Below are 476 nucleotides of genomic sequence, written 5' to 3' on the forward strand. Positions count from 1 at the left end.
CGGCCATGCCCGCGCCGGACCAGGGGCCCCAGGCCACAGAGACCGCCGTCAGGCCGCGGCCGCGGCGAGCCGCGGCCAGGCCGTCCAGGTAGGCGTTGGCCGCCGCGTATGCGCCCTGGCCGCCGCTGCCCCAGGTGGCCGAGATCGAGGAGAACAGCACGAACACGTCGAGTCCGACGCCCTCGAACAGGGCGTCCAGGTGCGCCGCGCCCCGCGTCTTGGCCGCCGTGTCCGCGGCCAGCTCCTCCGGGGTGCAGTCGGCGAGCGGGGTGTCGGAGGTCATTCCCGCGGTGTGCACCACGGCCCGTACGGTGTCGTCCTCGGCGCGCAGTCGCGCCAGGACCCCTTCCAGTGCGGTCCGGTCGGCGACGTCGCAGGCCAGTACGGTGCTCCGGGCCCCGAGCTCCGCCAGCGCGGCGACGAGGGCGTCGGCTCCCGGCGCCTCGGGCCCGCGCCGGCTCAGCAGTACGAGGTGC

1 protein-coding gene is annotated in these 476 nt (G+C 76.7%); it reads right to left on the reverse strand.

Annotated elements, in window-relative coordinates:
• A partial coding sequence (locus B9S61_RS08580) for an SDR family oxidoreductase (RefSeq protein WP_146064754.1) occupies positions 1-476 on the reverse strand: 476 nt, incomplete at both ends.

Origin of the sequence: Streptomyces sp. SM1, from assembly GCF_002910825.1 — a bacterium.
GTDB classification, from domain to species: Bacteria; Actinomycetota; Actinomycetes; order Streptomycetales; family Streptomycetaceae; genus Streptomyces; species Streptomyces okerensis.